Annotated in this window: 26 protein-coding genes and 1 tRNA gene; 12 read left to right on the top strand and 15 right to left on the bottom strand. The window is 61.6% G+C overall.

Annotated elements, in window-relative coordinates:
- Positions 1 to 14: 14 nt before the first annotated feature.
- From pth to J7E36_RS16990, 7 genes are all read right to left on the bottom strand, one after another.
- The gene (pth, locus tag J7E36_RS17020) at positions 15 to 599 is read right to left on the bottom strand and encodes an aminoacyl-tRNA hydrolase (protein WP_215005090.1); all 585 of its coding nucleotides are present in this window, start codon (positions 597 to 599) and stop codon (positions 15 to 17) included.
- Between the two features lie 161 nt (positions 600 to 760).
- Entirely contained in the window at positions 761 to 1,363 is a 603-nt protein-coding gene (locus J7E36_RS17015; RefSeq protein ID WP_215005087.1) for a 50S ribosomal protein L25/general stress protein Ctc, read from the bottom strand.
- Positions 1,364 to 1,506: 143 nt separating this feature from the next.
- A complete protein-coding gene (locus J7E36_RS17010) occupies positions 1,507 to 2,448 on the bottom strand; it encodes a ribose-phosphate pyrophosphokinase (protein WP_003171603.1) in 942 nt (313 codons plus the stop codon).
- A 47-nt stretch (positions 2,449 to 2,495) separates the two neighbouring features.
- Positions 2,496 to 2,570, bottom strand: a tRNA-Gln gene (locus J7E36_RS17005).
- A 37-nt stretch (positions 2,571 to 2,607) separates the two neighbouring features.
- Positions 2,608 to 3,459: a 4-(cytidine 5'-diphospho)-2-C-methyl-D-erythritol kinase gene (gene ispE / locus J7E36_RS17000; RefSeq protein ID WP_215005084.1), complete on the bottom strand. Its 852-nt coding sequence runs from the start codon at positions 3,457 to 3,459 to the stop codon at positions 2,608 to 2,610.
- A 1-nt stretch (position 3,460) separates the two neighbouring features.
- A complete protein-coding gene (lolB, locus tag J7E36_RS16995) occupies positions 3,461 to 4,078 on the bottom strand; it encodes a lipoprotein insertase outer membrane protein LolB (RefSeq protein ID WP_215005081.1) in 618 nt (205 codons plus the stop codon).
- A 4-nt stretch (positions 4,079 to 4,082) separates the two neighbouring features.
- Positions 4,083 to 5,807 (bottom strand): tetratricopeptide repeat protein, encoded by a 1,725-nt coding sequence (locus J7E36_RS16990; RefSeq protein WP_215005078.1) that lies wholly within the window; start codon positions 5,805 to 5,807, stop codon positions 4,083 to 4,085.
- A 172-nt stretch (positions 5,808 to 5,979) separates the two neighbouring features.
- Here J7E36_RS16990 and hemA point away from each other — a divergent pair, with 172 nt between their 5' ends.
- The 6 genes from hemA to J7E36_RS16960 all read left to right on the top strand — a co-directional run bounded on the left by hemA (position 5,980) and on the right by J7E36_RS16960 (position 11,360).
- Complete coding sequence (hemA, locus tag J7E36_RS16985; RefSeq protein WP_215005075.1) at positions 5,980 to 7,269, top strand: glutamyl-tRNA reductase; 1,290 nt, start codon at positions 5,980 to 5,982, stop codon at positions 7,267 to 7,269.
- Positions 7,266 to 8,348, top strand: a complete 1,083-nt coding sequence (prfA, locus tag J7E36_RS16980; RefSeq protein WP_215005072.1) for a peptide chain release factor 1 — start codon at positions 7,266 to 7,268, stop codon at positions 8,346 to 8,348. The genes hemA and prfA overlap by 4 nt, the downstream gene beginning before the upstream one ends.
- Positions 8,349 to 8,362: 14 nt before the next feature.
- Positions 8,363 to 9,193: a peptide chain release factor N(5)-glutamine methyltransferase gene (prmC, locus tag J7E36_RS16975; protein WP_215005069.1), complete on the top strand. Its 831-nt coding sequence runs from the start codon at positions 8,363 to 8,365 to the stop codon at positions 9,191 to 9,193.
- Positions 9,187 to 9,942, top strand: coding sequence for a molybdopterin-synthase adenylyltransferase MoeB (locus J7E36_RS16970; protein WP_215005066.1), 756 nt, complete (start codon positions 9,187 to 9,189; stop codon positions 9,940 to 9,942). Before prmC ends, J7E36_RS16970 begins: the two co-directional genes overlap by 7 nt.
- The gene (gene murI, locus J7E36_RS16965; protein WP_215005063.1) at positions 9,935 to 10,726 is read left to right on the top strand and encodes a glutamate racemase; all 792 of its coding nucleotides are present in this window, start codon (positions 9,935 to 9,937) and stop codon (positions 10,724 to 10,726) included. Before J7E36_RS16970 ends, murI begins: the two co-directional genes overlap by 8 nt.
- Before the next feature lie 115 nt (positions 10,727 to 10,841).
- The gene (locus tag J7E36_RS16960; protein ID WP_215005060.1) at positions 10,842 to 11,360 is read left to right on the top strand and encodes an acyloxyacyl hydrolase; all 519 of its coding nucleotides are present in this window, start codon (positions 10,842 to 10,844) and stop codon (positions 11,358 to 11,360) included.
- Positions 11,361 to 11,470: 110 nt separating this feature from the next.
- On the opposite strand, the gene J7E36_RS16955 is transcribed toward J7E36_RS16960, so the two are convergent.
- The 6 genes from J7E36_RS16955 to J7E36_RS16930 all read right to left on the bottom strand — a co-directional run bounded on the left by J7E36_RS16955 (position 11,471) and on the right by J7E36_RS16930 (position 17,319).
- The gene (locus J7E36_RS16955; RefSeq protein ID WP_215005057.1) at positions 11,471 to 11,776 is read right to left on the bottom strand and encodes a YkgJ family cysteine cluster protein; all 306 of its coding nucleotides are present in this window, start codon (positions 11,774 to 11,776) and stop codon (positions 11,471 to 11,473) included.
- Between the two features lie 35 nt (positions 11,777 to 11,811).
- Positions 11,812 to 12,561, bottom strand: coding sequence for an SDR family NAD(P)-dependent oxidoreductase (locus J7E36_RS16950; protein WP_215005054.1), 750 nt, complete (start codon positions 12,559 to 12,561; stop codon positions 11,812 to 11,814).
- Positions 12,562 to 12,661: 100 nt separating this feature from the next.
- On the bottom strand, positions 12,662 to 14,131 hold the full coding sequence (gene phrB, locus J7E36_RS16945) for a deoxyribodipyrimidine photo-lyase (RefSeq protein ID WP_215005051.1): 1,470 nt from the start codon (positions 14,129 to 14,131) through the stop codon (positions 12,662 to 12,664).
- Between the two features lie 12 nt (positions 14,132 to 14,143).
- Positions 14,144 to 15,082 carry a MerR family transcriptional regulator gene (locus tag J7E36_RS16940; protein ID WP_215005048.1) on the bottom strand — a complete coding sequence of 313 codons (939 nt, stop codon included), beginning with the start codon at positions 15,080 to 15,082 and terminating at the stop codon, positions 14,144 to 14,146.
- Entirely contained in the window at positions 15,082 to 16,044 is a 963-nt protein-coding gene (locus tag J7E36_RS16935; protein WP_215005045.1) for a YbgA family protein, read from the bottom strand. Before J7E36_RS16935 ends, J7E36_RS16940 begins: the two co-directional genes overlap by 1 nt.
- Positions 16,045 to 16,332: 288 nt before the next feature.
- The gene (locus tag J7E36_RS16930; RefSeq protein WP_215005042.1) at positions 16,333 to 17,319 is read right to left on the bottom strand and encodes an NAD(P)/FAD-dependent oxidoreductase; all 987 of its coding nucleotides are present in this window, start codon (positions 17,317 to 17,319) and stop codon (positions 16,333 to 16,335) included.
- Positions 17,320 to 17,516: 197 nt separating this feature from the next.
- On the opposite strand from J7E36_RS16930, the gene J7E36_RS16925 reads away from it, so the two are divergent.
- Together J7E36_RS16925 and hemH are read left to right on the top strand one after the other, a co-directional pair.
- Positions 17,517 to 18,416 (top strand): TIGR01777 family oxidoreductase, encoded by a 900-nt coding sequence (locus J7E36_RS16925; RefSeq protein ID WP_215005039.1) that lies wholly within the window; start codon positions 17,517 to 17,519, stop codon positions 18,414 to 18,416.
- A 13-nt stretch (positions 18,417 to 18,429) separates the two neighbouring features.
- Complete coding sequence (gene hemH / locus J7E36_RS16920) at positions 18,430 to 19,455, top strand: ferrochelatase (RefSeq protein WP_215005036.1); 1,026 nt, start codon at positions 18,430 to 18,432, stop codon at positions 19,453 to 19,455.
- 152 nt (positions 19,456 to 19,607) lie between these two features.
- On the opposite strand, the gene J7E36_RS16915 is transcribed toward hemH, so the two are convergent.
- Positions 19,608 to 20,882, bottom strand: coding sequence for a uracil-xanthine permease family protein (locus J7E36_RS16915; protein ID WP_215005033.1), 1,275 nt, complete (start codon positions 20,880 to 20,882; stop codon positions 19,608 to 19,610).
- A 2-nt stretch (positions 20,883 to 20,884) separates the two neighbouring features.
- Positions 20,885 to 21,523: a uracil phosphoribosyltransferase gene (gene upp, locus J7E36_RS16910; RefSeq protein WP_215005030.1), complete on the bottom strand. Its 639-nt coding sequence runs from the start codon at positions 21,521 to 21,523 to the stop codon at positions 20,885 to 20,887.
- A 176-nt stretch (positions 21,524 to 21,699) separates the two neighbouring features.
- Here upp and J7E36_RS16905 point away from each other — a divergent pair, with 176 nt between their 5' ends.
- From J7E36_RS16905 to J7E36_RS16890, 4 genes are all read left to right on the top strand, one after another.
- A complete protein-coding gene (locus J7E36_RS16905) occupies positions 21,700 to 22,257 on the top strand; it encodes a hypoxanthine-guanine phosphoribosyltransferase (RefSeq protein WP_215005027.1) in 558 nt (185 codons plus the stop codon).
- Between the two features lie 3 nt (positions 22,258 to 22,260).
- The gene (locus J7E36_RS16900) at positions 22,261 to 22,734 is read left to right on the top strand and encodes a WbuC family cupin fold metalloprotein (protein WP_215005024.1); all 474 of its coding nucleotides are present in this window, start codon (positions 22,261 to 22,263) and stop codon (positions 22,732 to 22,734) included.
- A gap of 227 nt (positions 22,735 to 22,961) precedes the next feature.
- A complete protein-coding gene (locus J7E36_RS16895; RefSeq protein WP_215005021.1) occupies positions 22,962 to 23,447 on the top strand; it encodes a hypothetical protein in 486 nt (161 codons plus the stop codon).
- A 61-nt stretch (positions 23,448 to 23,508) separates the two neighbouring features.
- Positions 23,509 to 23,796 carry a PA4642 family protein gene (locus J7E36_RS16890; protein WP_215005018.1) on the top strand — a complete coding sequence of 96 codons (288 nt, stop codon included), beginning with the start codon at positions 23,509 to 23,511 and terminating at the stop codon, positions 23,794 to 23,796.
- Positions 23,797 to 23,805 lie beyond the last annotated feature (9 nt).

Here is a 23,805-nt window from a genome sequence, read left to right as displayed (position 1 = left end):
CCCTCGGATAAGTGTCAGGCCTTCTGGCTGTGCAGGTTTTTCATCGCGCGGTTCCATTCACCGGCGAGGATATCCGGCAGCACGCCGAGGGCAAAATCGATGCTGGCATCGAGTTTTTCCTGTTCGGCGCGAGGCGCACGACCCAGGACAAAATTTGAAACCATACTGGCAACGCCCGGGTGGCCGATGCCGAGCCGCAGGCGGTGAAAGGTATTCTGGTTACCCAGTTGCGCGATGATGTCGCGCAACCCGTTGTGACCGCCATGGCCGCCGCCCTGCTTGAGCTTGGCAACGCCCGGGGGCAGGTCGAGTTCGTCGTGGGCCACCAGGATTTCTTCAGGCGTGATGCGGAAGAAACCGGCCAATGCCGCCACGGCCTGGCCGCTGCGGTTCATGTAGGTGGTGGGGATCAACAGGCGAACATCCTGACCCTGGTGCGAGAAGCGCCCGGTCAGGCCGAAATATTTGCGATCGGCCGCCAGGTTGACACCTTGTGCGTGCGCGATGCGCTCAACAAAAAGGGCCCCTGCGTTATGCCGGGTCTGTTCGTATTCAGCGCCTGGATTTCCCAAGCCAACGATCAGTTTGATGGCAGTCACGATAGGGGCCCTTCCTGGAGTGTGGGTAACGTCGCGGTCAGACTGCAGCGACAGTGGATGAACAGTGCGGATCTACCGTTAAGTAAACTTCGCGTTCTCGCCCGCTGTCTCGCTACGTTCCAGTCCGCGATGTTTCCGGTCACTCCGGCAACAGAGTGAAATTACTCTGCTGCGCCTTCTTCAGTAGCTTCTGGAGCAACACGTGGAGCGTGGACGTTGGCAACAGCCTTGTCATCACCGTGTGCCAGGGCAACAAACTCAACGCCTTTAGGCGCCTTGAGGTCGGACAGGTGAATGATCGTGCCGATTTCGGCGTTAGCCAGGTCGACTTCGATGAATTCAGGCAGGTCTTTCGGCAGGCAGGACACTTCGATTTCCGAAGTCACGTGCGAGATCTCGCCGCCTTTCTTGATCGGAGCTGCTTCGTTGATGAAGTGCACTGGCACAACAGCAGTCAGCTTCTGACCGGCAACCACGCGAACGAAGTCAGCGTGCATCACGTGGCCTTTGGCCGGGTGACGTTGCAGGGCCTTGATCACGACGTTCTGCTTGGTGCCACCTACGTTCAGCTCGATGATGTGGCTGTAGGCCGCTTCGTTTTCGAGCAGTTTGGTGACTTCTTTGGCCAGCATGCTGATGGACTCAGGGGCTTTGTCGCCACCGTAGACTACAGCTGGAACCAGGCTTGCGAGACGACGCAGGCGGCGGCTCGCACCTTTCCCCAGGTCGGAACGCACTTCAGCATTCAGGGTAAAATCGTTCATGTTGTATCTCCAAAATAACCACATTCGCCCCAGCGTTTGCGACCAGCGCTAAAGGCGATATGGGCAAAAAAGCCCCGCCCCGACAGTGAATGCCGGGGCGGGGCGCTTTTCGTCAACGAGATGTCATGGCCAGGGCAGGGCCCTTAGCGGAACATCGCGCTGATCGATTCTTCATTGCTGATGCGGCGAACCGCCTCGGCAACCACCGGTGCGATATCCAGTTGACGGATACGCGCACAGGCTTGTGCTGCAGCGGACAACGGGATGGTGTTGGTCACCACCAGTTCGTCCAGCACGGAATTCTCAATGTTTTCGATTGCCCGACCCGACAGCACAGGGTGTGTGCAGTAGGCGAAGACCTTGGCAGCGCCATGCTCTTTCAAGGCCTTGGCCGCGTGGCACAGGGTGCCGGCGGTGTCGACCATGTCGTCAACCAGAATACAGGTACGCCCTTCGACGTCGCCGATGATATGCATCACTTCGGAGTGATTGGCTTTCTCACGACGCTTGTCGATGATGCCCAGATCAACGCCCAGGGATTTGGCCACCGCCCGTGCACGCACGACGCCGCCGATGTCCGGGGACACGATCATCAGGTTTTCGAAGCGCTGATCTTCAATGTCATCCACCAGGACCGGGGAGCCGTAGATGTTGTCCACGGGAATATCGAAGAAGCCCTGGATCTGGTCAGCATGCAGGTCAACCGTGAGAACACGGTCGATGCCAACGACGGTGAGCATATCAGCCACGACTTTCGCGCTGATCGCCACACGTGCGGAACGCGGACGGCGATCCTGGCGGGCATAACCAAAGTAAGGAATAACAGCAGTGATACGAGTAGCCGAGGAGCGGCGGAAGGCATCAGCCATCACGACGAGTTCCATCAGGTTATCGTTGGTCGGAGCGCAGGTCGGCTGAATAATGAAGACGTCTTTACCGCGAACGTTTTCATTGATCTCGGCAGTGATTTCGCCGTCGGAGAACTTACCGACAGAAATGTCACCGAGCGGGATATGCAGCTGACGTACGACACGCCGAGCCAGATCGGGGTTAGCGTTCCCCGTAAAGACCATCATCTTGGACACGCGCAGTACCTGAAGGCTGAGGGTATACCTGGATGAGTATAGGAAAATGGCAGGGGCGGCTGGATTCGAACCAACGCATGGCAGGATCAAAACCTGCTGCCTTACCGCTTGGCGACGCCCCTGTATCTGTTGCTGCGAGTGCCCAGCACTCGATTCCTGTTAGAGCAGATTTTGCAGCTTGCGATGCAACATCGAAACGTTGCTTCCTTTTGCTACAAACCCTGTAAGGGTCTCTGTCAGAAGGGCCGAGACTTTATCAGCTTCAGCTTTGCTTGGGAAGCCCCCAAACACACAACTTCCAGTTCCAGTGAGTTTTGCTTCGGTAAATTTACCTAGCAAATTCAAAGCGTTACGAACATCTGGGTAACGCCTTGCTACCACCGGTAAGCAGTCATTTCGACTGTTTCCCTTGGGAACGGGGCGCACTTTAATGGGAGGAGAGTTACGTGTCAACAGCGGATCTGAAAAAATTTCTGCTGTACTTACAGATACTTGCGGCACCAGCACCAAGTACCAGGATTCCTCGGGTTCCACCGGCGTGAGTTTTTCCCCGACGCCCTCGGCAAAAGCGGCGTGGCCACGCACGAAAACCGGTACGTCGGCCCCCAGCGTCAGGCCCAGCGCCGCCAGTTGGTCGGTGTCCCAACCCAGCTGCCAGAGGTGATTGAGCCCGAGCAACGTTGTCGCCGCGTTCGAACTGCCACCGCCGATACCGCCGCCCATGGGCAGGATTTTTTCGATCCAGATGTCGATGCCCAGCGCGCAACCGGATTGCGCCTGGAGTTTTTTCGCGGCCTTGACGATCAGGTTGCTGTCGTGGGGAACACCCTCGAATTCGGTGTGCAGGTGAATCACGCCGTCGTCGCGCACGGCAAAGGTGATTTCATCGCCGTAGTCGAGGAACTGAAAGATCGTCTGCAATTCGTGATAACCGTCGGGGCGACGACCCAGAATGTGCAGCATCAGGTTGAGCTTGGCCGGCGAGGGCAAGGTCAGGCGTGCAGCGGTCATGTCATTGCCCCAGCTTGCGCGGCTGCCATTGCTTGATCACCAGCGTGACGTCCAGATTGCTGCCGTGCAGTTTGATCCGCTCGGGCAACCAGTAGCCGTTCTGCTGGGCGTAGCTGAGGTATTCGATCTGCCAGTCGTCCTGTTCCAGGTTGGACAGGCGACTGTCGGCGTCAAGGGTCAGGCGGCTCTTGCTGTCTGGTGCGGGCAGCCCGCGGACCCACCAGGTCAGGTGGGAGACGGGCAATTTCCAGCCCAATTGCTCTTCCAGCAAGGCTTCGGGGGTGGACGCCTCGTAGCGTCCCTGGTTGGCAACTTCCAGCGCAACCTGGCCGGGTCGGCCGGTCAGGCGTGCAGCACCACGGCCCAACGGCCCCGACAGGCGAATGTCGTAGTAGTCCTGGCGTTGCAGCCAGAACAGCGTGCCACTGCCCGAATCTTTCGGCGCGCGTATGCCGATCTTGCCGTCGATCTGCCAACCGTCCAGGCCGGTCAGTTGTGCCTTGTGCTCCCGCCACTGGGCCGGGTTGCCATGGCCCTGGACGGATTCGCGGGCGCCGAAGCCCGCGCAGCCGGCGAGCAAGGCAATGAAGCTGAAGACGATGAAATGGCGCAAAAACATAATCTTAAAGGGTCTCTGATCCGGTCAGGCGTTTGATGGTGCCGCGCAGAATCGGGCTGTCGGGCTGATCCTTGAGGAAGCGACTCCAGATCTGCCGGGCCTCGCGTTGTTTGCCATTGGCCCACAGGACTTCGCCCAGGTGCGCGGCGACTTCCTGGTCGGGAAAACGCTCCAGGGCCTGGCGCAGCAGGCGTTCGGCTTCGTCGAGATGGCCCAGGCGGAAGTTCACCCAGCCAAGGCTGTCGAGCACTGCCGGGTCTTCCGGGTTGATCTGGTGGGCCTGCTCGATCAGCACCTTGGCTTCGTCGTAGCGGGTGGTGCGGTCCGACAAGGTGTAGCCGAGGGCGTTGAGGGCCATGGCGTTGTCCGGATCGCGCTGGATGATCAGGCGCAGGTCTTTCTCCATCTGGGCCAGGTCATTGCGTTTTTCCGCCTGCATTGCACGGGTGTACAGCAGGTTCAGGTCGTCCGGGTATTGCTTCAAGGCTTGTTGCAGCACATTCCAGGCCTTGTCGCCCTGATGGTTGGCCGACAGGGTTTCAGCTTCGATCAGGTACAGCTGGATGCCATAGTCCGGTTGGCTGTCGCGCTGCACGGCGAGGCGACTCTGGGCCTCGGCGGTCTTGCCGTTGCCCATCAGGATGTCGGCCTGGCGCAACTGCGCCGGCAGGTAGTCGTTGCCGGGGCCGACCTGGGCATACTCGATCAGGGCGCTTTCGGGGTCGTTGCGCTCCTCGGCGATGCGCCCCAGGTTCAGGTGGGCCGAGTCGACGTGGCTTTCCCGGGCAATCAGGTCTTCCAGGTAGCCCCGGGCCTCATCCCAGGCCTTGGCTTCCAGGCACACCAGCGCCAGGGAATAACGCAAGTCGTCGTCTTCCGGGTACTGCTGGACCAGGCTGGAGAACTCCACCTTGGCGTCGTCCATGCGGTTGTTCTCCACCAGCATGCGGGCGTAGGTGAGGCGCAGGCGTTTGTCGTCCGGGTATTTCCTGATGCTTTTTTCCAGCAGCGGCAGGGCTTCGTCGCCACGGTTCAAGCCTTGCAGCAGGCGTGCGCGCAGCAGGATCGGCGCCACTTCACCGGCTTCCGGCGGGTTGTCTTCCAACAGGGAGAGGGCGCCCTGGGTGTCGCCATCCTGTTGCATCAGCAGGGCCTTGCCGAAAATCAGCTGGCTGTTGTTCGGGTGACGCTGCAGCAGGCGATCAAAACTTTTCATCAGGCCATTGCGGGTTTCCTGATCGGTGTCGGCCGCCGACAGCGCCAGGAAGTCGAAATGGGTGTCGCCCTTGCCCAGCAAGACTTTCTCCATGTACATCATGGAGTCGTCGTAGCGCCCGGCCCGTGCCAGCTGCACGGCGGCGGCGCGCTGCGCTTCCAGGTCGTCCGGGGCGTTCCTGGCCCAGATCAGCGCGGTGTCCAGCGCGGGCTGGTCGGCGCCCAGGTACTCGGCGATGCGGAAGGCCCGCTCGGAGATGCCGGGATCCTGGGTATTGATGGCCTGGGTCACGTAGTTATCCAGCGCAATGTCGAAGCGATTGCGCTGGCCTGCCAATTCGGCACTCAACAGGCTGAAGATGGTTTCTTCGCTGAACGAGCCGTAGACCTTGGGCTTTTCTGGGGCTTGCGTGCTGTCTTCGACCGGCGGCGTACCGTCTGTCGAAACGGGAGCCATGGACTGGCAGCCACTGAGCAGGGCAAGAGCGAGGAGCAACGCGGAAGATCTATTCATATAGGAAGAGGACGACTAACCTGCGGTCGGATCATCATGACACAAGCCTTCGATCAAACATAACCGCCCCGTCGATTTACGCGCCAGCATCGGGCGATAGAGATCGAGTGGTTGTTCTGGATCTGGCGAAGTAGGACAATTGCCGGCTTCACGTCACCATCAGCGACCTTGAATGGCCTTCCTTGCACTTGGTATCAACCACAAGACTGCTTCAGTAGACGTCCGCGAGCGCGTGGCCTTTACGCCTGAGCAACTGGTTGAGGCCCTGCAGCAGCTCTGCCGGCTCACCGACAGCCGCGAAGCTGCGATCCTCTCCACCTGCAATCGCAGCGAGCTCTATATAGAACGGGATCACGTTTCGGCCGATTCCGTGCTGCGCTGGCTGGCCGACTATCACCAGTTGAGCCTTGAAGAACTGCGCGCCAGTGCCTATGTGCATGAAGACGATGCGGCCGTTCGTCACATGATGCGCGTGGCCTCGGGCCTCGATTCGCTGGTGCTGGGCGAGCCGCAGATCCTCGGCCAGATGAAGTCGGCCTACGCCGTGGCCCGCGAGGCCGGCACGGTCGGGCCGCTGCTGGGCCGGCTGTTCCAGGCCACCTTCAACGCCGCCAAACAGGTGCGCACCGACACGGCCATCGGCGAGAACCCGGTGTCGGTGGCATTTGCCGCCGTCAGCCTGGCGAAACAGATTTTCAGTGATTTGCAACGCAGCCAGGCGCTGCTGATCGGCGCGGGCGAGACCATCACCCTGGTCGCTCGCCATCTGCACGACCTGGGTGTCAAACGCATCGTCGTTGCCAACCGGACCCTGGAGCGCGCCAGTACCCTGGCCGAACAGTTCGGCGCCCACGCGGTGCTGCTGTCGGATATTCCGGCCGAGCTGGTGCACAGCGACATCGTCATCAGTTCCACCGCCAGCCAGTTGCCGATCCTGGGCAAGGGCGCGGTGGAAAGCGCCCTGAAGCTGCGCAAGCACAAGCCGATCTTCATGGTGGACATTGCCGTTCCCCGGGACATCGAGGCGGAAGTCGGCGAGCTGGACGACGTCTATCTCTACAGCGTCGATGACCTGCACGAAGTGGTCGCCGAGAACCTCAAGAGCCGGCAGGGCGCGGCCCAGGCGGCGGAAGAAATGATCACCGTCGGCGCCGACGACTTCATGGTGCGCCTGCGCGAGCTGGCGGCGGTGGATGTGCTCAAGGCCTATCGTCAGCAGAGCGAACGCCTGCGCGACGAAGAACTGCAAAAGGCCCAGCGCCTGCTGGCCAACGGCGGCAGCGCTGAAGAAGTGCTGGTGCAGCTGGCACGGGGCCTGACCAACAAATTGCTCCACGCCCCCAGTGTCCAGCTCAAGAAGCTGACCGCCGAGGGCCGTCTCGATGCGCTGGCCATGGCCCAGGAACTCTTTGCCCTCGGTGAGGGTTCACCGGATAGCTTTTCGGATAAAAAACCGCAATGAAAGCGTCACTGCTCAATAAGCTGGACATCCTCCAGGACCGTTTCGAAGAATTGACCGCCTTGCTCGGCGATGGCGAAGTCATTAGCGACCAGAACAAATTCCGCACCTATTCCAAGGAGTACGCGGAGGTCGAGCCGATTGTCGCCACTTATAAACAGTTGCTCAAAGTGCAGGACGATCTCGAAGGGGCCCAGGCGCTGCTCAAGGACAGCGACCCGGACATGCGCGAAATGGCCGTGGAGGAAGTCCGCGAGGCCAAGGAGCAATTGGTCGAACTGGAAAGCAGCCTGCAACGCATGTTGCTGCCCAAGGACCCCAACGACGGGCGTAACGTCTTCCTGGAAATCCGCGCCGGCACCGGCGGTGACGAAGCGGCTATTTTTTCCGGCGACCTGTTCCGCATGTATTCGCGCTACGCCGAGCGACGCGGCTGGCGCGTGGAGATCCTGTCGGAGAACGAAGGCGAACACGGCGGCTACAAGGAGGTCATCGCCCGGGTCGAAGGCGACAACGTCTATGGCAAGCTGAAATTCGAGTCCGGCGCCCACCGTGTGCAGCGCGTGCCGGCCACCGAATCCCAGGGTCGCATCCACACCTCGGCCTGCACCGTGGCGGTATTGCCCGAGCCGGACGAGCAGGAGGCCATCGAAATCAACCCGGCCGATTTGCGGGTCGACACCTACCGCTCCTCCGGCGCGGGCGGCCAGCACGTGAACAAGACCGACTCGGCGATCCGTATCACCCACTTGCCCTCGGGCATCGTGGTCGAATGCCAGGAAGAGCGTTCCCAGCACAAGAACCGCGCGCGGGCCATGGCCTGGTTATCGGCCAAGCTCAACGACCAGCAAACCAGCGCCGCCGCCAACGCCATCGCCAGCGAGCGAAAGCTGCTGGTGGGTTCGGGCGACCGTTCCGAGCGGATCCGTACCTACAACTTCGCCCAGGGCCGGGTCACCGACCACCGCGTCAACCTGACCCTGTATTCCCTTGATGAGATTCTTGCCGGCGGTGTCGATGCGGTCATCGAGCCGTTGCTGGCCGAGTACCAGGCCGACCAGTTGGCGGCGATTGGCGAGTAAGCACAGGTGACCAAATGACCATCATCGCCAGCCTGTTACGCGCCGCCGAGCTGCCGGATTCGCCCACGCCACGCCTGGACGTCGAGTTGCTGCTGGCGGCTGCGCTGGGCAAACCCCGCAGCTTCCTGCACACCTGGCCCGAGCGGATCGTGCCGAGCGAAGCGGCATTGCTATTCTCCGAATACCTGCGGCGCCGTCGTTCCGGCGAGCCGGTGGCCTATATCCTGGGGCAGCAGGGCTTCTGGAAACTCGACCTGGAAGTCGCACCCCATACGCTGATTCCGCGTCCCGACACCGAGCTGCTGGTAGAAACCGCGCTGGCCCTGTTGCCGGCCACGCCGGCCCGGGTCCTCGATCTCGGCACCGGCAGCGGTGCGATTGCCCTGGCATTGGCCAGCGAGCGTCCGGCCTGGAAGACCACGGCGGTCGACCGTGTGCTGGAGGCCGTGGCCCTGGCCGAACGCAATCGCCAGCGCCTGGGTTTGCGCAACGTCACGGTGTTGAGCAGCCATTGGTTCAGCGCCCTGGACGGTGAGCGCTTCGAATTGATCATCAGCAACCCGCCGTACATCGCCGCGACCGATCCGCACCTGGCCGAAGGTGACGTGCGGTTCGAACCGGCCAGTGCGTTGATTGCCGGCCAGGACGGGCTCGATGACTTGCGCGAAATCATTGCCCAGGCTCCCGCTCATCTTGAAGCGGGCGGCTGGCTGATGCTCGAGCACGGTTACGATCAGGCCGAGGCGGTGCGGGATCTGTTGCAGGCCCGAGGCTTCGTCGAGGTCCACAGCCGCAAGGACCTGGGCGGCCATGAACGCATCAGCCTGGGGTGCCTGCCGTGCTGAACGACGAGGAGCTGTTGCGCTACAGCCGGCAGATTCTGCTGCAACACGTCGACATCGACGGCCAGTTGCGCCTCAAGCAAAGCCGCGTGCTGATCGTCGGCCTTGGCGGTCTCGGCGCCCCGGTGGCGTTGTACCTGGCGGCCGCAGGCGTCGGCGAGTTGCACCTGGCGGACTTCGACACGGTTGACCTGACCAACCTGCAACGCCAGGTCATTCACGACACCGACAGCGTTGGTCTGAGCAAGGTCGATTCGGCGATGCGTCGCCTGACCGCGATCAACCCCGAGGTCCTGTTGGTGCCGTACCCGACGGCCATGGACGAGGACAGCCTGACCGCTGCGGTCGCGAATGCGGACGTGGTGTTGGATTGCTCCGACAATTTTTCCACCCGCGAGGCGGTGAACGCCGCCTGTATCGCGGCAGGCAAACCGCTGGTGAGCGGTGCAGCGATTCGCCTGGAAGGGCAGTTGTCGGTGTTCGATCCACGACGAGCCGAGAGCCCTTGCTATCACTGCCTCTACGGTCATGGCAGCGAAGCCGAGCTGACCTGCAGCGAAGCCGGCGTGCTGGGCCCGCTGGTAGGGCTGGTGGGCAGCCTGCAAGCCCTCGAAGCCTTGAAACTGTTGGTGGGTTTTGGTGAGCCGCTGGTGGGGCGACTGCTGTTGATCGATGCCCTGGGCTCGCGTTTCCGAGAGTTGCGAGTCAAGCGCGACCCGGGGTGCAGCGTCTGCGGTAACCGCCATGAGTGAAGCGCCGATCGGTGTGCTCGACTCCGGTGTCGGCGGGCTCTCGGTGCTGGGAGAAATCCGTCGGCTGCTGCCCAATGAGTCGCTGTTGTACGTCGGCGACTGTGGGCATATTCCCTACGGGGAGAAAACCCCGGAATACATCCGACAGCGCTGCGCGATCATTGCTGACTTTCTCCAGGGGCAAGGTGCCAAGGCCTTGGTGGTCGCATGCAATACCGCAACGGTCGCCGCCGTGGCCGACCTGCGCCGCGATTTTCCGCTCTGGCCCATCGTCGGCATGGAACCGGCGGTCAAGCCGGCGGCCGCTGCCACCCGCAGCGGCATTGTCGGTGTGTTGGCCACCACCGGCACCTTGCAAAGCGCCAAGTTCGCCGCCTTGCTCGACCGTTTTGCCACCGACGTGCGGGTAATCACCCAGCCATGCCCGGGGCTGGTGGAAATGATCGAGGCCGGCGACCTGCACAGCCCGGCCTTGCGCCAGTTGCTGCAGCACTACGTCGAACCCTTGCTTGCCGCCGGTTGCGACACGTTGATCCTGGGCTGCACGCACTATCCCTTCCTCAAGCCGCTGCTCCACCCGATGATTCCGGCGCACATCAGCCTGATCGATACCGGCGCCGCCGTCGCCCGGCAGCTCCAGCGTCTATTAGCCGAACGGGCGTTGCTGGCCGAGGGCCCCGCCAGCGAAACCCAATTCTGGAGTAGCGCTGACCCGATACATTTAGGAAAAATCCTACCAACGCTATGGCAATCGTCTGGCGTTGTGCGAAGCTTCGGTCTGTAGGAAAACGTGAAAATTTTGTGAATTGCGCTGAACTTCTGATTCAACGCGGATTTCTATAGCCCTGTCTGTGTGTAACAAAAAACTAACTAAATCTGTTCGGAAAAGGATGTTTCTCATGAAGCGCTTATTCTGCTTTGCCGCCTTTGCGGCTGCATTACTGGGGCATACTTACACCGCACAGGCGGCGGGCGTGGAGTTTGGGATCGGCCAGACCAGCGACTCGACCATGACCTATCGCCTGGGCATGCAGTTTGATTGGGACAAGAGTTGGTTGCAGAGCGACGTCGGCCGCCTGACCGGCTACTGGAGCGGTGCCTACACCTACTGGGACGGGGACGAGAAATCGAGCAACCACAGCCTGTCGTTTTCGCCAGTCTTCGTGTATGAATTCGCCGGCCAGAACGTGAAGCCTTACGTTGAGGCGGGTGTGGGCGTGGCGTTGTTTGCCAACACCGAAGTGGAAACCAACAAGCTGGGCACGGCGTTCCAGTTCGAAGACCGCATCGGTTTCGGCCTGCGCTTCAATGGCGGACATGAAGTGGGCATCCGCGCCACGCATTACTCCAACGCCGGTATCAAGTCGACCAACGACGGTGTGGAAAGCTACGCGCTGCACTACACGATGCCGCTGTAATACCTGTAAACCTGTGGGAGCGAGCCTGCTCGCGAAGCAATGTATCAACCGGCATCGCAGTGCCTGATGCACCGCTTTCGCGAGCAGGCTCGCTCCCACAGTGAAGTGTTCTACCGATACGCCGTCGCAATCCCCTTGCGCTCTTCAATGCATTCCGGTGCCCCCATCTCGAACTCGCGACAGATCAGCGGGCGTTTTTCGTAGATCGTGCACATCATGCTGTCGCGATCCAGGGCTGCGCACCAACCGTCGTCGAGCCGCAGCATGACTTCCCCGCCCCAATCGTCGGTGTCGATAAAGCGCTCCGGAACGCCGGTGTCGGTAATCAGCATCACTTCCAATTGGCAACAGCATGCCGCGCACGTCGAGCAAGTGACGGCGGGCGTGGCGATGTCATGGAGGGGGATGGTTTTCATGGCGCCTAGTGTAAAGCAACGGGGCGGTTCAGGGTTTACCCCTGATCGGTACGGTTCGTCGGGTCGCCTGGAGCCGCTTGCGCCTCGGCCTGCGATAGCGGCCATAGCGCCGTCACGCAAGAGACTGAAAGGGTCACTGCATCAGGACGTTCGGTCAATTGCCCGAGGATGTAGGCCGCTGCGTCGTCTGCCGACCAATGAGCGGGTTTGGGGAAGCAATCGTCCAGGTTCAGTGAGGTGCTGTCGATGCCGGGGGTGACCAACGTTACGTCGATGCCTTCGGCTGCCAGCTCATGGCGAGCGGCGTCGAACAGCTCGCGCAACGATCTGCCGCCGGTGGCTTGCAGGGATGTCAGGTAAGTCACCGGGCTGGCGATACCCACCAGGTGCGCGTCGGTGCCAGCACCCAGCAATGGGCGGGCCGTTTCGATACAGAAACTGGCGGCGAGCAGATTGCTGCGCACGATGTGCTCGATCATGGCCTCTTCCGGCGGCTGCCCGCAGACGTACTCAGCGGTTCCCGCGTTGAGGATCACCCGATCGAGGCCGCCCCACCGTTGGGCGATGAACTCGCCGATCTCGCGCACGGTCTGGCTGTCGCTCAGGTTGCCAGGCGCTGGCAGCACTTGTCCCGGATAACGCGTCGAAAGCGCTTCGCACGTTTGAGCCGAACAGGTGCTTACCGCCACCCAGGCGCCGGTTTCGAGTAACGCTTGCGCCAGCGCCGCGCCAACGCCGTTGCCGGCACCGGTCAACCAATAACGAAGGGGCGATTTTCGACCCATTCCATACTCCTTTGAAGGGCGGCGTGCCAGGTGCCATGGCGCGGAAGTCCGTGAAAATTTTAAGACTATAAGCCCAAGGCTTAAAACGGCACCGACTTTATCAATAATTTAATGTTCGCTGATCGTCCAAGGGCTCTGCGGCAGCGTCCGGTCTTTTCGGCAGATCCCTGAACGCCGCCAGGGCCCGCGCGCGGGATTGGCCAAGGTCAACCATCGGCGCGGGGTAGTCTACTGCGTCAAACAGCCCGCCCTGGGGGTTTGGATTATGGACCTGTTGCTTGTCGAGATCGTTCAGTTGCGGTAGCCAGCGTTTGATGAACAGGCCCTCACGATCGAATTTCTCCGATTGGCTCAGCGGGTTGAAGATCCGGAACCAGGGCGAGGCGTCCGTGCCGGTGGAGGCGCTCCACTGCCAGCCACCGTTGTTGGCTGCCAGGTCGCCGTCGATCAGGTGCTGCATGAAAAAACGTTCGCCTTCGCGCCAGTCGATCAGCAGGTTCTTGGTCAGGAACATGGCAACCACCATTCTCAAGCGGTTGTGCATCCAGCCGGTCTCCAGCAGTTGGCGCATGGCCGCGTCGATAATTGGCAGGCCGGTGCGAGCCTGCTTCCAGGCCGCCAGTTCTTCCGGGGCGTTGCGCCAGGCCAGCGCTTCGGTTTCCGGGCGGAACGCACGATGCCGGGACACACGTGGAAAACCCACCAGAATGTGTTTATAGAATTCGCGCCACAGCAGTTCATTGATCCAGGTGACTGCGCCAACGCTGCCACTTTCGAACTCGCCCTGGTTGGCTTGCAGCGCAGCGTGCAGGCACTGGCGCGGCGAAACCACGCCGGCCGCCAGGTAAGGCGACAGTTGGCTGGTACCGGATTTGGCCGGGAAATCCCGTTCGCTTTGGTAATAGTCGATCTGTTGATCGACAAATGTGTCCAGGCGCCGTCGGGCTTCGTTTTCTCCGGCCGGCCACAGGCTGCGTAGGGCTTGGGCGGGTGGGGCAAAACCTTCGACGTGGGACGGCACCGGGTCGCTGGCGATGCCAGTGGGTGCTTGCTCGCCCGGCGTGGCGACCAGGCCTGGCAGTGAAACGTGCAGGCGGTTATAGCAAGCCTTGCGGAACTGGCTGAACACCTGGAAGTAATTGCCGGTCTTGGTCAGCACGCTGCCGGGCTTGAACAGCAGTTGATCGAGGTGGCTGTGGAACTCGATACCTCGGTCCCCCAGGGTTCGCGCGACTTCGGCGTCGCGCCGGGTTTCATTCAGGCCATATTCCTCGTTGACGTGAACGACGCCGACCTTGAGTTCCCGGCACAGCGTCAGCAATACCTGAGCTGCCTGATCCCAGTGGGGCGCGGTGCGAATCAGCAACGGGATATTCAGTTTTTCCAGGTCCGCACTCAACGAGGCGAGGTTGCGCAGCCAGAAGTCGACCTTGCACGGTGCGTCGTCATGGGCGCGCCATTGTTCCGGGCTCATCAGGTACACCGCCACGCAGGGCCCTTGGGCTGCGGCTGCCGCCAGGGCAGTATTGTCGTGCAGGCGCAGGTCGCTGCGCAGCCAGATCAGTTGCATGCTGTTGTCCATCTAAAGAAGTTCTCTGCGGCCCAGTTCGCGGTAGGCCGATAGCGGGTCTTCGGCCCAGGACACGTCGATCATCGCCACGCCTGTGGATAACCGGGCGTGGTGAATCGACGCGGCCGGGCCGGCAATGATGATCGGGCAGTCGATGCCGCCCAGCAGTCGGGGCAGTTGAGACAGGTTGATCGCGTTGCTGGAGTACAGCAGCATGCCGCGCGCCTGGAGGCGCTCGACTGCCAGGGCCAGTTCGCCTGCGGGTATTGGCCCGTCGAACACTTCCACCGGGCAGTCGGCGCTGCTGGCGAGCCAGGCGGTGAGCCACAGTTGCGGTTCCAGGGCCTGGTCCGAATGGTTGACCAGCAGCAACGGCGCGCCGCGCAACTGGCGGTTGTTGTGATAGACCCGGCTGCCGAATTTGCTGCGCAGCCAGGAACACAGGAAGACCCGCTCCAGTTGCGCACCGAACTGGCCTTGCCAGCGCAATTGCAACTCGGCCAGCAACGGCAACAACAGTTGCTCGCACACGGTCCAGGGCGGGTAGAGGGCCATGGCCTGGTTGATCAGGTCATCGATCTGCCGTTCGGCCAGTTGCGTCACCGCCAGCACCAGGGCACGGCGCTGACGCTGCCAGTCGTTTTCCACCGGTTCGGCAGGCGGGCGCGGTGTGTCGAGCAATGGCTTGATCTTGCTCACCGCCATCCCGCGATTGATCCAGGTGAGGATGGCCTGGATCCTTTGCACATGCTCGGCATTGAACAGTCGATGCCCCTTGGGCGTGCGATGCGGCACGATCAAGCCGTAGCGGCGCTCCCACGCGCGCAGCGTGACCGCGTTGACGCCGGTTTGCCGGGCGACTTCACGGATCGGCAGCCAGCCCTGGGCCAAGGCCTCGGCGAAATCGGCGCCGAGGTCTTCGCGGGCACTGGAATCGGTTTCAGGTTTCATCAGATGGCATTTCGCAGGCTGAGGTTTTCCGGATGCGGTTGCAGGTAGACCTGCTGCGCCAGGTACGGATCGGGGTGCAGGCGCAAGTGATGCTTGAGCAAGGTCAACGGCACCACCAGCGGCACGATGCCGAGGCGGTACTGCCCGATGAGGTGTTGCACTTCCTGTTTGTCCTGCGCGTCAATGGCGCGCTTGAGGTAACCGCTCAGGTGCTGCAGTACATTGGTGTGGGTGCGGCGGGTGGCGCATTTTTTCAGGGCGGCCATCAGAGCGCTGAAGTAATGTCGGCCCAGCTCCTCGGGGTCGGCCTTGGCCATGTTGCCCAGCCAATTGCCCAAGGCTTTGTATTGCACCGGGTTGTGGGCCATCAGCAAATATTTGTAGCGCGAGTGGAAGTCGATAAGGCTGCGGCGGGTCAGGCCCTGGCGACGCAAGGACTGCCATTGGGCGTAGGCGAACACCCGGGTGAGGAAGTTCTCCCGCAACACCGGGTCGTTGAGGCGCCCGTCTTCTTCCACCGGCAGGTCAGGGTGCCCCTCGCAGAAGGCCTGGGCATAGATACCCCGGCCGCCACCGTCCTGGGGGACGCCGTTGTGGCCGTAGACCTTGACCCGTTCCAGGCCGCATGACGGTGATTTCTGCATGAAGATGTAGCCGCAGATGTCATCCAGTTCCGTGGCCATCTGTTGCCCGTAGTCGGCCAGCTGCCGTGTCACGTTGAGTTCACGATCCACCGTACCCATTGCCTCGGGCTGATCGGGGTCGCCCACCAGCCGGATGGGTTCTCGTGGGATGCCCAGGCCGATGGCGACTTCGGGACATACCGGTACGAAATCGAAGTAATCGATCAGGGTACGACTGCACAACGGCGATTGTTTGTGGCCGCCGTTGAAGCGTACTTCGGCACCCATGAGGCAGGCGCTGATGGCAATTTTTGGCTTGGCGATGGCTTCGTTGGGCATGGACGACCTCGGATGACATAATCTTGTACAGGACGATATTTTTGTACAATATATTTCATCATAGGTGCGAAGTTGTACAAGTCAAGCGCCATACGTCCTGTGGGAGCGAGCCTGCTCGCGATAGCGGTGGATCAGTTGGCGTCTCTTCTGACTGTGCCGTCTTCATCGCGAGCAGGCTCGCTCCCACAAGGGTTTCCCAAACTGGTTGGCATTGCGGGGGATGATTTTTTACAAAGAGGGGAGCTGCTGTCTTTTCCGACAGCAGCGGGCCATGCAGGGTGACGCGATTTATTGCAGACTGTCGTGCAACCGACGTGCAGCTTCCTGGCCGCTGAGCCAGGCACCTTCGACCCGGCCAGACAGGCACCAGTCACCACACACATACAGACCCAGGTCGGCATCGGCCAGGGCGCCCCATTCGTGGCTACCGGCGGGGCGGGCGTAGAGCCAGCGGTGGGCGACGCTGAAGCTCGGCGCAGGCATCGCGCTGTGCAGCAGTTCGGCGAAGGCTCCGTGCAGGTGCTCGATCACCGCTTCCTTGGACAGGTCGATGTGCTGCCGGCTCCAGTCACTGGTAGCGTGCAGCACCCAGGTGTCGAGCTTGCTGTCTCGTCCTGGTTTGCTGCGATTACGGGCCAGCCAGTCGAGCGGGCTGTCCTGCACGAAGCAGCCTTCCATGGGTGTGTCCAGGGGTGTTTCGAAGGCCAGGGCCACCGCCCAGGTCGGGTCCATCTTAACCCCTGCCGCCACACCGGCCAGCTTCGGCACAGCCGCCAGCAGCGTCGTGGCCTGGGGCGCCGGGGTGGCAATCACCACTTGGCCGAACGGACCGTGGGTGAAACCTTCCGCGTCTTGCAGATGCCAGTGTTCCTGGCCGCGAAACACCTCGGTGATCCGGCAGGAAAACTGCACTTGCAGCTTGCCTAGCAAGGCCCGGGTGATGGCGCTCATGCGTGGCGTGCCGACCCAGCGGGTCTGCTCGTCCGGCGAAGGACTCAGTTGCCCGCCCTGGAAGTTATACAGTTGCGGATTCCATTCCTGGGCCCAGCCGTTGGCTTGCCAGCGCTGGACTTCCGTAACGAAGCGGCGATCGCGGGCGGTGAAATATTGCGCGCCCATGTCCAGCGCGCCCGCGTCGCTGCGTTTGCTGGACATGCGTCCGCCGCTGCCATGGCTTTTATCGAAGAGTTGCACGATGTGCCCGGCCTCCGTCAGGGCCTGGGCGGCTGAAAGTCCGGCGATGCCGGTGCCGATGATTGCGATAGGTACAGTCATGAGGGCCTCGTTTACCTTTTCTGTACAGACTACGCCGTCGTTTAAACCTGTACAATTCGGGTTTTTGGTATAAGTTTTACCGTTCGCGTTTGGACAGGGTGTCCTATTGTTAAACACAGACCCTGTCCGATACGGAAAATCCCTGCTTATAAAAATAGACTAGCGGGCTGGGTAAAACGCGATGAGAGGAACAACTCATGCACATATTGCTGACCGGCGGTACTGGTTTGATCGGACGTCAACTCTGCCGCCTCTGGTTGGCGCAGGGACATCGCTTGACGGTCTGGAGTCGTCGCCCCGAAGAGGTGGCGAATATTTGTGGGGCGCAGGTGCGCGGAGTCGCCAGGCTCGACGACATTCGCGAGCCGGTGGACGCGGTGGTGAACCTCGCCGGTGCACCGATTGGCGACCGGCCCTGGACGCACAAGCGCAAGATGTTGTTGTGGAGCAGCCGCATCACCCTCACGGAGGTATTACTGGCGTGGCTGGAGCGCTGCGAGCAAAAGCCGCGGGTGTTGATTTCCGGTTCTGCGGTGGGCTGGTATGGCGACGGCGGCGAACGCGAGTTGACCGAGGCGTCTGGACCGGTCAGCGAGGATTTCGCCAGCCAGTTGTGCATCGCCTGGGAAGAAACCGCGCAGCGCGCCGAAGCCATGGGTTTGCGCGTGGTGCTGGTGCGCACCGGCCTGGTCCTGTCCGCTGAGGGCGGCCTTTTGTCGCGGCTGTTGCTGCCGTTCAAGCTGGCGCTGGGCGGGCGTATCGGTAATGGTCGGCAGTGGATGCCGTGGATTCATGTGGACGATCAAATCGCCCTGATTGATTTTCTTCTGCACCAGGACGAGGCGAGCGGTCCTTATAATGCCTGCGCGCCGAACCCGGTGCGCAATAGCGATTTCGCCAAGGCCCTGGGCCACGTGTTGCATCGGCCCGCCGTGGTGCCGATGCCTGAGCTTGCGCTGAAACTCATGCTGGGCGAATTGTCATTGCTCTTGCTGGGCGGCCAGCGCGCCATGCCGGCCCGATTGCAGGCGGCAGGTTTTACATTCCGCTTCACCGATTTACCTGCGGCCCTGGACGACTTGTCCAGCCGACTTTGAAATAGGACGTTGCATGACCGATCACGCGTTGCTTCTGGTTAATCTGGGTTCGCCTGCTTCCACCTCGGTGGCCGATGTGCGCCGTTACCTCAATCAATTCCTGATGGATCCCTACGTCATCGACCTGCCATGGCCGGTGCGGCGGTTGCTGGTGTCGCTGATCCTGATCAAGCGTCCCGAACAATCGGCCCACGCCTACGCCTCGATCTGGTGGGAGGAGGGGTCGCCGCTGGTGGTGCTCAGCCGTCGACTGCAACAGGCCATGACGGCCCAATGGTCCCAGGGCCCGGTGGCGTTGGCGATGCGTTATGGCGAGCCGTCCATTGAATCGGAGCTGGTGCGTCTGGCGAGCCAGGGCCACAAGAAGATCACGTTGGCGCCGTTGTACCCGCAGTTCGCCGACAGCACCGTCACCACCGTTATCGAGGAAGCCAAGCGGGTCGTGCGGGAAAAGAAACTCGACGTGCAATTCTCGATTCTCCAGCCCTTCTACGATCAGCCGGAATACCTCGACGCCCTGGTTGCCAGCGCCAAGCCCTACCTGATGCAGGATTACGATCATCTGCTGCTGAGTTTCCACGGTTTGCCGGAGCGGCACCTGACCAAGCTCGACCCGACGGGGTTTCATTGCTTCAAGGACGCCGACTGCTGCAAGAACGCACCGCCGGAGGTCATCGCGACGTGCTACCGCGCCCAGTGCATTCGCACGGCCGAACTGTTCGCCCAGCAGATGGGGCTCAAGGAAGGGCAATGGTCGGTGTCGTTCCAGTCCCGACTCGGCCGCGCCAAGTGGATCGAACCCTACACCGAAGCGCGCCTGGAGGAATTGGCCAAGCGTGGCGTGAAGAAAGTCCTGGTGATGTGCCCGGCGTTCGTTGCCGACTGCATCGAGACCCTGGAAGAGATCGGCGATCGCGGGCGCGAACAGTTCCGCGAGGCGGGCGGGGAGGAGTTGGTGCTGGTGCCGTGTCTCAACGACGAGCCGCAGTGGGCGAAGGCGTTGAGCAGCCTGTGTGAGCGGGCGCCGTTGGCTTTGTAAGTTCAAGGGCCTTATCGCGAGCAGGTTCCCTTCGATCGTTCCCACGCTCTGCGTGGGAACGTCTTTACGGACGCTCCGCGTTCGGCCTTTGGGACGCGGAGCGTCCCTGGCTGCATTCCCACGCGGAGCGTGGGAACGATCAAGCATTTCAGCTAAATCAGCGGCTCATCCGCCTTCCTCTGCTTCCAGCCATCATTGCCCGGCAGTAACAGGTTCAGCCCAATCGCCACCACCGCGCACAGCGCGATGCCCTTGAGACCGAAGTCATCCGGGCCAGTGCCGGTGCCCACCAGCACGCCACCGATGCCGAACACCAGCGTCACCGAGACGATCACCAGGTTGCGTGCTTCGCCCAGATCGATCTTGTGGCGGATCAGCGTGTTCATGCCCACCGCCGCAATCGAACCGAACAACAGGCAGAGGATCCCGCCCATCACCGGCACCGGGATGCTTTGCAGCAGCGCGCCGAACTTGCCGATGAACGCCAGGCTGATGGCGAAGATCGCTGCCCAGGTCATGATTTTCGGGTTGTAGTTCTTGGTCAACATCACCGCGCCGGTGACTTCGGCGTAGGTAGTGTTGGGCGGGCCACCGAACAGGCCGGCGGCGGTGGTGGCAATGCCATCACCGAGCAGGGTGCGGTGCAGGCCGGGTTTCTTCAGGTAGTCGCGACCGGTCACGCTGCCCACCGCGATCACGCCGCCGATGTGCTCGATCGCTGGAGCCAACGCCACCGGTACGATGAACAGGATCGCCTGCCAGTTGAACTCGGGTGCGGTGAAGTTCGGCAGGGCGAACCATGGGGCGGCGGCGATTTTCGCGGTGTCCACGACACCGAAGAAAAACGCCATGGCAAACCCCACCAGCACGCCGGAAATGATCGGCACCAGGCGGAAGATGCCTTTGCCGAACACCGCGACGATCAGTGTGGTGAGCAGGGCCGGCATCGAGATCATCATCGCCGTCTGGTAATGAATCAGCTCGGTACCGTCGCCGGCCTTGCCCATTGCCATGTTCGCGGCAATCGGCGCCATCGCCAGGCCAATGGAAATGATCACCGGGCCGATGACCACAGGCGGCAACAAGCGGTCGATGAAGCCGGTGCCCTTGATCTTCACCGCCAGGCCGAGGAAGGTGTAGACGAAACCGGCCGCCATCACACCGCCCATGGTCGCCGCCAGGCCGAACTGGCCCTTGGCAAGGATGATCGGGGTGATGAAGGCAAAGCTCGACGCCAGGAACACCGGCACCTGGCGCCCGGTGACGATCTGGAACAGGATCGTGCCCAGGCCGGCGGTAAACAGCGCCACGTTCGGGTCCAGCCCGGTGATCAAGGGCATCAGGACCAGCGCGCCGAAGGCGACGAACAGCATCTGCGCGCCGGACAGTACCTGGCGCCAGAGCGGATCGTTGAACTCATCCTGCATGCTCAAGCGTCCTTCTGCTTGGTGCCGAAGATCTTGTCGCCGGCGTCGCCCAGGCCTGGGATGATGTAGCCGTGTTCGTTGAGCTTCTGGTCGATGGACGCGGTGTAGATGGTGACGTCAGGGTGAGCGTCCTGCACGGCCTGGATACCCTCGGGGGCGGCAACCAGCACCATGGCGCGGATGTCCCGGCAACCGGCTTTTTTCAGCAGGTCGATGGTGGCGACCATGGAGCTGCCGGTGGCGAGCATCGGGTCGATGATCATGGCCAGGCGCTCGTCGATTTCGGGCACCAGTTTTTCCAGGTAGGTGTGGGCCTGCAGCGTTTGTTCGTTGCGTGCCACGCCCACGGCGCTGACCTTGGCGCCTGGGATCAGGCTCAGCACGCCTTCGAGCATGCCGATGCCGGCACGCAGGATCGGCACGACGGTGATCTTCTTGCCGGCGATTTTCTCGACCTGGACCTTGCCGGCCCAACCGTCGATGTCATAAGACTCCAGCGGCAGGTCCTTGGTGGCTTCGTAGGTGAGCAGGGCACCGACTTCCTGGGCGAGCTCACGGAAGTTCTTCGTGCTGATGTCGGCGCGGCGCATCAGGCCGAGTTTATGTCTGATCAGCGGATGGCGGATCTCGAGGATGGGCATGGGGAAGGCTCCGGCGGCGGGCAAAAAAACCGGCCTAGATTAATCTATCCGAGGGTGTTGTCCTATAGACAATACAGAACGTTAGTCCACAAACGCTTGATCTGGCCGGGCGGGATGCGTACCTTTGCCCGCTTTTCCGAACCCGTCCCACCCCTCAACCTCCCTTGGAGAGCGCCATGTCCGCTGATCTCGAGCATATCCGTCAAATCATGCGAGAGGCTGACTGCCTGTACACCGAAGCCGAAGTCGAAGCGGCCATCGCCCGTGTCGGTGCGCAAATCAATGAGCAACTGGCTGATTCCAATCCGGTGGTCTTCTGCGTCATGAACGGCGGGCTGATTTTCTCCGGCAAGCTGCTGACGTATCTGAACTTCCCGCTTGAAGCGTCCTACCTGCACGCCACCCGTTATCGCAACGAAACCAGCGGCGGCGACCTGTTCTGGAAAGCCAAGCCGGAAGTCTCGTTCATCGACCGTGACGTGCTGATCATCGACGACATCCTCGATGAAGGTCACACCCTTGGCGCCATCATCGACTTCTGCAGGCATGCCGGCGCCCGCGCCGTGCACACCGCCGTGCTGATCGACAAGGACCACGACCGCAAGGCGCGTCCGGACCTGAAAGCCGATTTCGTCGGCCTGCCGTGCGTCGACCGCTACATCTTCGGCTACGGCATGGACTACAAAGGCTACTGGCGCAACGCCAACGGCATCTTCGCCGTCAAAGGGATGTAAGCCATGACTGGGCCGAGCTTTCTGGATCAAGCGCTGTTTGACGAATTGGCCGGGAAAGCGGCGGCCAGTCCTCGCGGCCGGCAGCACCACAACTATCATCAAATGGAAGAAACTTGCCATCGCATGGCGGTGGGCTTGCAGCCTTCGACCTACATCCCGCCGCACCGTCACCTGGGCGCCGACAAGGCTGAAACCCTGCTGGTGCTCAAGGGCCGGTTGGGGGTGTTGATCTTCGATGAAAGCGGTGCGGTGGTGGACAAACGCATCCTGCAGGCCGGCGGCGACTGCCTCGGTGTCGACCTGCCAACGGGCGTGTATCACGGGTTGGTGGTGCTGGAAGCCGATAGCCTGATGTTCGAATGCAAGGCCGGCCCCTATCGGCCTGTGGGCGAGGGCGAGCTGGCCCACTGGGCACCCCGCGAAGGCGAGACCGGCGTGGCGCAGTACCATGCCTGGATGCGTGCGCAGTTCGACTGATCTGCAGGCCTTGGCACTGTGGTCGCAAAGCCCTGTGAGAACAAAACTGTGAGAACACATCTGTGGGAGCAAAGCTTGCTCGCGAAACAGGCGCCTCGATTTCTCGGAGACCGCGCCGCCTTCATCGCGGGCAAGCCTTGCTCCCACCGTCTGACCCACAGTGCTTGCTCCCACGGTTTTGCCCCGCGCCCATGCTAGAGTGCTCGGCCACGACCCCGGAGCTTGTCATGCGTGTATCGATCCGCCGTTGCACCGTTGCGCTGTTGATATCCAGCCTGCCGTTGGCGGTCGTGGCTGCGCCGATGCACAGCCAATTCCTGCCGCCCGATGACCTGGTGGCGCGCCAGGAGCAGCCCGAGCAGCAGCAACTGCTGCAAGTCACCGAGTATTCGGTGGTGTTGGGTAATCAGCGTTTGTCCAACCAGCAACCGATCCCGGTTACGTCGCCCTTGCTGGTGCGCCTCAAGGGCAAACCGCTGAACAAGGGCGCTGGCATCAACCAGGTGATTCTCAATTTCGACGGCGAAAGCAAAAGTCTGAAGAAGCCGGTGTTCGACGAAGCCAGCAAGACCCTGACTCTGTCTTATCCACAGGCCCAGTACCGTGTGGTCATCGATCTGTTGCGCAACAACACCGTATACGTGCAATTCCTCACCTATGCCAATGGCCATATCTGGGCCGACCTGCACACCGGGGCCGAACGCCTGCGTTGAGCCCCGGGGCCTGCCGGGGGTAAACTGCCCGCCCCGTGAATTGTGCGAGTTGGAGCCGGCAATGCGTAAAGACAAGAAACAAGTGATTGGCGACGAGATTGGCGACGAGCAGATCAAACTGTTCCTCAATTTCGAACCGGTCGATGCCACTTCACCGTCGTTGCATAAACTGATCAAGGCCTACCGTGGCCTGCGGGTCGACGATTTCGAGCGCTTCCTGACCTTCTTCGTCGAAGCCGGCCATGACCTCAATGGCAGGGACGAACACGGCAACGATTTCGTTGCGTTGATCCAGGACCAGCGCAATGCCGAGGAATACATCGAGCTGATCAACAAGGCGCGTGGTTGATTGAACCGA

The sequence above is a fragment of the Pseudomonas fluorescens genome (genome assembly GCF_018614775.1).
Taxonomy (GTDB): domain Bacteria; phylum Pseudomonadota; class Gammaproteobacteria; order Pseudomonadales; family Pseudomonadaceae; genus Aquipseudomonas; species Aquipseudomonas fluorescens_BY.
Note: the sequence above shows the minus strand (reverse complement) of the source record. Positions and strands in the feature narration are given on the sequence as shown.